This is a genomic window from Rhodococcus sp. CX (assembly GCF_015865005.1).
Lineage (GTDB): Bacteria > Actinomycetota > Actinomycetes > Mycobacteriales > Mycobacteriaceae > Rhodococcus.
The window spans coordinates 55,792-61,160 of record NZ_JADZGH010000091.1 but is presented as its reverse complement, the minus strand read 5'-3'; the positions used below and the strand labels follow the sequence as shown (position 1 = coordinate 61,160).

Below are 5,369 nucleotides of genomic sequence, written 5' to 3'. Positions count from 1 at the left end.
GGTGCCGAACTCGATGTCCCAGCCGCCGGGGGCCCGCACGTAGAACGAGATCATCTTGTCGTTCGTGTGGCGACCGAGCGTCGACGAGATCGAGAAGCCCAGCTCGCGAACACGATCCAGAGCCTGGCCGACCGCGTCGAGAGTTTCGACCTCGAGCATCAGGTGCACCAGGCCGGGCTGCTCGCTCGGCGGTGCCGGGCACAACGCGAGGCTGTGGTGACGCCGGTTGACACCGAGGAACCGCACCCGCCGCGCCGGCGGCGGTGCCGACGGACCGCCGACGCGCATCGCACCGCGCGGCAGGAAACCGAGGACCTCGGTGTAGAACTCGTACACCCGGTCGAACCGGAAGCACGGCAGCACGACGTGCCCGAGTCCTTCCTCACCGGTGTGGAATCGGCCGGCGAACGGGGTCACGACCGGGCTGTGGTCGAGCACCGGGCCGAAGAACACCTCGACGCGGGTGCCGCCCGGATCGTCGAACGCGATGACCTGCTCGGCGTCGCGATACAGCGACTCCTGCTCCGACAGCACCTCGACGGCGATACCGGCCTTCTCCACGGCCTCGCGCACCCGTTCGAGCGCGAACTGGTCGCGGACCTCCCAGCCGACGGCGAGTGCCTTGTCGGTCTCGCCGGGAAGCACGATCAGGCGTGCGCGGCGCTCGTCGATCCGCAGGTACAGCCCGTCCGGTTCCGGGCCGGAGCCGATCGCCATGCCGAGCCCGTCGACGACGAGTTCACGCCACCGTGCGATGTCTGTGGTCTGGATCCTGAGATATCCCAGGCCCCTGATGTCCGTCATTGTTCGATGTTCCTTCGTGACAGGTGGATTCGGCGATCAGATCATCGAGCGCATCATGCCCTGCGGCTCCTCGCCCAGCTGGGTGAGCGTGGCCGCGTGGAAGATCGAGCCGGGCACGTGGATGGCGTGGCTCAGACCCGCGTGGGCGTCGCGCCAGAACCGCTGCAGCGGATTGGTGAGCTGCAGCGCGCCGCCACCGGCCCGCGCGAAGATCTCGTCGACGGCGCGCACGGCACGCCAGGCCGCGGCGGTCTGGGTGCGCCGGCCGATGGCCCGCATCTCGAACGTGACCTCCTGGCCCTTCTCGGTCAGGTCCCAGAAGCGATCGACGGTCTCGAGGATGGCGGCACGCGACGCGGCGATCTCGGCGGCCGCGTCACCGAGCGCGGACAGCACGTACGGATCCTGCTTGATCGCGGTGCCGGACACCGTCACCCGCGACTTCTGCGTTTCGATGTAGCAGTTGAGGGCGCCTTCGGCGATGCCGATCAGCGACGAGGTGATGCCGAGCGGGAAGATGCACGAGAACGGGAACCGGTAGAGGGTCTCGTCACGTCCGGCGTCCTTCCAGGCGACACCACCCATGACGCGTTCGGCGGACAGCGTCCGGTACTCGGGCAGGAAGGCGTTCTCGATGACGAGGTCCTTCGACCCGGTACCGCGCAGGCCCACGACGTTCCAGCTGTCGTGGTCGATGCTGTAGTCCGAACGCGGCACCAGCACGTGCAGGGACTTCGGCGGGCTCAGCCGGTTGCCGTCCTTGTCGCCGAGCGCGGCACCGATCATGACCCAGTTGCAGTGGTCGGTGCCGGAGGAGAAGGACCAGCGGCCGTTGAGGATGTAACCGCCCTCGACGGGGGTGGCGACGCCCATCGGCGCGTACGGCGAGGCGATCCACGTGTCGGGATCCTCGCCCCACACCTCCTGCTGGGCCTTCGGGTCGAAGAACGCCATCTCCCAGGGGTGCACGCCGACGATGCCGGAGACCCAGCCGGTCGCCCCGTCCATGGCACCGAGACCCATTGCCGTCTCGGCGAATTCGCGCGGGTGCGCTTCGAGGCCGCCGAACTCGGCGGGCTGGAGCATCCGGATGACTCCGGAGTCGCGCAGGCGCTTGGCGCTGCGGTCGGTCAGACGCATCAGCTTGTCGCCTTCGGCGCCGTCGGCGCGGATCTCGTCGGCGAACGGGATGAGCGAATCGAGAACCTGTCCCATGATCTTCCGGCTTTCTGTATGGCGCCCGGGTGATCGGGGCGGACGTCCGTGGGAGTCGCGCCCGCCGAGCGGGATCGGAGTGGGGTGAGCGGTATCGCTCACGCGTCCTTGCGGTTGAGGAAGGCGAGGACGGTGGCGAGCCACGCGTCGCGGGCCTCGATCATCGTCCAGTGCCCGCAGTTCGGGAACACGTGCAGTTCGCCGTTGCGCAGCTCGCGCATCGGGAGCATCGCCATGTCGACGGGGCTGACGCGATCGTCGCGTCCCCACGTGATGAGGGTCGGTGCGGTGATCTTGCCGAGTTGCGCCCAGTAGGGGGTTTCGGTGGACGCGAGCGCCGCGCGGGCACCGGCTTCGAACGCGGCCGTGCTGTACATCCGGCGGGCGATCTCGAGGGTCTTGGGTTCGGTGGCGAGTTCCCAACGCTCCTGGATCAATTCGTCGGTGATGATCGCGGGGTCGTACACCATCGAGTGGAGCCAGCGGACGAGCTTCTCGCGGGTCGGGTCGTCGGTGAATTCCATCAGCAGCCGGATACCCTCACCGGGCGCCGGCGCGAACACCGACCGGCCGGCACCGCCGATCGTGACGAGCTTGTGCACCCGGTCGGGTTCGGCGATGGCGAACTGGGTTCCGACGATGCCGCCCATCGAGTTTCCGATGATCGAGACACGGTCGAGGCCGAGGGCGTCGAGGAAGTCGGTCACCGCGTGACGGGCCATCACCATGGGATGCCCCGCGCACGGGTCGCTGACGCCGAAGCCGGGGAATTCGAGGACGAGGCAACGGAAGTGCTCGGCAAGGTCGGCGAGCACACCCCGGTAGTTGCGCCACCCGGTCACGCCCGGACCGGAGCCGTGCAGCAACAGCAGGGGCGGTCCGTCACCGGCTTCGTGGTATCGGAGCACACCCCGGTCCGTCGTGATGGACCGCGCGGTCTCCTCGTAGCTCAGTTCCGTCGTCATGACCGGTACATTCCCAGCGACACCGGCACCGTGCGCGCAGGCTCCCGGTGAACGGGACCCGCTGCTAGGCCCATGCTCCGGCTCCACCGGCGACGAACTGCTCGGCCGTGTCGGGGACCGTGAAGGACACGGAATCGTCGGCGAGTCGGCGCGCGCGGCGCGGCGTTCCCAGCTCGGGGTAGAGCATGCGCGAGACGTCGCGTGCGGCGTCGGCGACGAGGGGTGCGATGCGGTCGAGGTGACCCGGACGCGTCGGGCCGCACAGCGAGATGCCCGCGACCGGGCCCTGGGGGCTGCGGACGGGCGCGCCGACGCATGCCATCCCGGCCATCGCCTCACCGGTTTCGAAGGCCAGCCCGTGTCGCTGCCGGATCCGGCCCAGTTCGCGGTGCAGCACCCCGAGGTCGGAGATGGTGCGGTCGGTGCGGCGCGGCAGGCCCGCGCTGTACAGCGCGTCGACGTGCTCGGGCTGCAGGCCGGCGAGGATGGCCTTGCCGCACGCGGTCGCGTGGGCGGACACGCGGCCGCCGACGCGGGAGGTCAGGGTGGCGGCCAGCTGCCCGCCGACCTTGTCGAGGTAGACGATCTCGTTGCGGTCGAGGACCGCGAGATGCGCGACCATCCCGGTCTGCAGGTGCAGTTCGTGGAGCACCGGGGCCGCCGCCTCGCGGATGCGGCCGTGGCCGTTGTCCCCGGCGCCGAGCGACTTGGCGCGGCGGCCGAGACAATAGCCGAACGACGCGTGGTCGACCCATTCGAGCCGGACCATCTGATCGAGGATGCGGTGGACGGTGGAGCGGGGCAGCCCGGTGCGGCAGGCCACCTCTTCGAGGGTGAGCCGGGAGGAGGCGTTGTCGAAGGCGTCGAGGATCAGCGTCATGCGCTCGACCATGGAGGCGGGCAGTTCGCGCTGCGGCGCCGACGATCCCCGGGCCGACTCCGATGTTGTCTTGCATTCCCCTGTAGCAGCATCGAATTCGGGCATCGACGTAACCTCCTCCAACCCCCCGGACCGAGGGAGACCCCAAGAGACTGAAATTCATTCTTGTGACCGACGTAACAAGTATTGCCGATCGGGCCGTGATTGACAACATCCCACTGAACAGGAAGCACACCGGCCACCCGTTCCCCGACCGGTAGAACGGTCGGGAAGGACGATCACGCGCTTCACACCCGGGCCGCCGCCCGGGCGCGCGCCGGGTTCGCGTACGAGGGGTTCGATCGCATGTACATAGGTGTCACATCGCCCGTGGTCATCGACCACCCCGCCTCCCGCGCCGAATGGGAGCGCCGCGCCGGCATCGACGAACTCGCGCGCGTCGCCGAGACCGCCGATCGCCTCGGCTACCATCACCTCACCTGCAGCGAACACGTCGCCGTCCCCACCCGGATCGCCGCCGAACGCGGCGGCGTCTACTGGGACCCGCTGGCGACCTTCGGATACCTCGCCGCACGCACCCGCCGGATCAGGCTCAACACCCGGGTGCTCGTGCTCGGCTACCACCACCCCCTCGAGATCGCCAAGCGGTACGGCACCCTCGATGCCGTCAGCGGCGGCCGGCTGATCCTCGGCCTGGGCGTCGGCAGCCTGGAGGAGGAATTCGCACTGCTCGGGGCGTCCTTCGAGGACCGCGGCGCCCGCGCCGACGAAGCGCTCCGCGCGCTGCGTGCCGGACTGTCGACCCCGAATCCCGAGTTCCACGGCACCTACTACGACTACGCGGACGTCGAGGTACGCCCGCACGCGGTGCAGCCGCGGGTGCCGTTCTGGATCGGCGGCCGCACCGGTCGGTCGCTGCGTCGGGCGGTCACGCTCGGTGACGGCTGGCTGCCGTTCGGTCTCACTGTGCAGCAGATCGCCGAGATGCTGCGCAAGGTGGATCCGCCGGAGGGATTCGACGTCGTCCTCGACGCCGGTCGCCCGCTCGATCCGCTCGGCGACCGCGACGCCACCCTGCGGGCCCTCGAACGACGCCGCGCGATCGGCGCCACGATCGTGAGCGCGACCTTCGCCGCCACCGGCGCGGACCACTACTGCGATCAGCTCGCGGCGCTGCGCGAGATCGCCGTCGAGACCGGGGCCGAATTCGATCCGATTCTCCGCAAACACCTTCCGATGTCGACGAAAGCTCCCGATAACGCATGACGAGAACCCTGTCCCCACTCTTCCGGCCCCTGACGGTGCGCTCGCTCGAGCTGCCCAACCGGATCGTGATGTCGCCGATGACCCGGTCGCACTCCCCCGGCGGCGTGCCGGGGCCCGACGTCGCCGAGTACTACCGGCGACGCGCCGCCGGCGGAACCGGCCTGATCGTCACCGAGGGCGTCGCGATCGACCATCCGACGGCCGTCGACAACCCGCGGGTCCCGCGGATGCACGGCGAT

Annotated in this window: 5 protein-coding genes and 1 pseudogene; 2 read left to right on the top strand and 4 right to left on the bottom strand. The window is 69.5% G+C overall.

What is annotated here, in order from left to right:
• The 4 genes from I0Q12_RS09895 to I0Q12_RS09880 all read right to left on the bottom strand — a co-directional run.
• On the bottom strand, positions 1-804 hold an 804-nt coding region (locus I0Q12_RS09895; RefSeq protein WP_231610371.1), incomplete at its 3' end, for a VOC family protein.
• 36 nt (positions 805-840) lie between these two features.
• Entirely contained in the window at positions 841-2,019 is a 1,179-nt protein-coding gene (locus tag I0Q12_RS09890) for an acyl-CoA dehydrogenase family protein (RefSeq protein WP_197251756.1), read from the bottom strand.
• Between the two features lie 98 nt (positions 2,020-2,117).
• Positions 2,118-2,984, bottom strand: coding sequence for an alpha/beta fold hydrolase (locus I0Q12_RS09885; RefSeq protein WP_197251755.1), 867 nt, complete (start codon positions 2,982-2,984; stop codon positions 2,118-2,120).
• Positions 2,985-3,048: 64 nt separating this feature from the next.
• On the bottom strand, positions 3,049-3,876 hold the full coding sequence (locus tag I0Q12_RS09880) for an IclR family transcriptional regulator (protein ID WP_231610384.1): 828 nt from the start codon (positions 3,874-3,876) through the stop codon (positions 3,049-3,051).
• A gap of 333 nt (positions 3,877-4,209) precedes the next feature.
• Here I0Q12_RS09880 and I0Q12_RS09875 point away from each other — a divergent pair, with 333 nt between their 5' ends.
• Both I0Q12_RS09875 and I0Q12_RS32540 read left to right on the top strand, forming a co-directional pair.
• Positions 4,210-5,130 (top strand): LLM class F420-dependent oxidoreductase, encoded by a 921-nt coding sequence (locus tag I0Q12_RS09875; protein WP_197251753.1) that lies wholly within the window; start codon positions 4,210-4,212, stop codon positions 5,128-5,130.
• Positions 5,127-5,369, top strand: a pseudogene (locus I0Q12_RS32540) (12-oxophytodienoate reductase); the annotation flags it as partial. The gene I0Q12_RS09875 and the pseudogene I0Q12_RS32540, both read left to right, overlap by 4 nt.

Coding starts and splice junctions, on each gene's coding strand:
- I0Q12_RS09890 (WP_197251756.1), bottom strand. CDS start 2,019: ATGGGACAGGTTCTCGATTCGCTCATCCCGTTCGCCGACGAGATCCGC.
- I0Q12_RS09885 (WP_197251755.1), bottom strand. CDS start 2,984: ATGACGACGGAACTGAGCTACGAGGAGACCGCGCGGTCCATCACGACG.
- I0Q12_RS09880 (WP_231610384.1), bottom strand. CDS start 3,876: ATGGTCGAGCGCATGACGCTGATCCTCGACGCCTTCGACAACGCCTCC.
- I0Q12_RS09875 (WP_197251753.1), top strand. CDS start 4,210: ATGTACATAGGTGTCACATCGCCCGTGGTCATCGACCACCCCGCCTCC.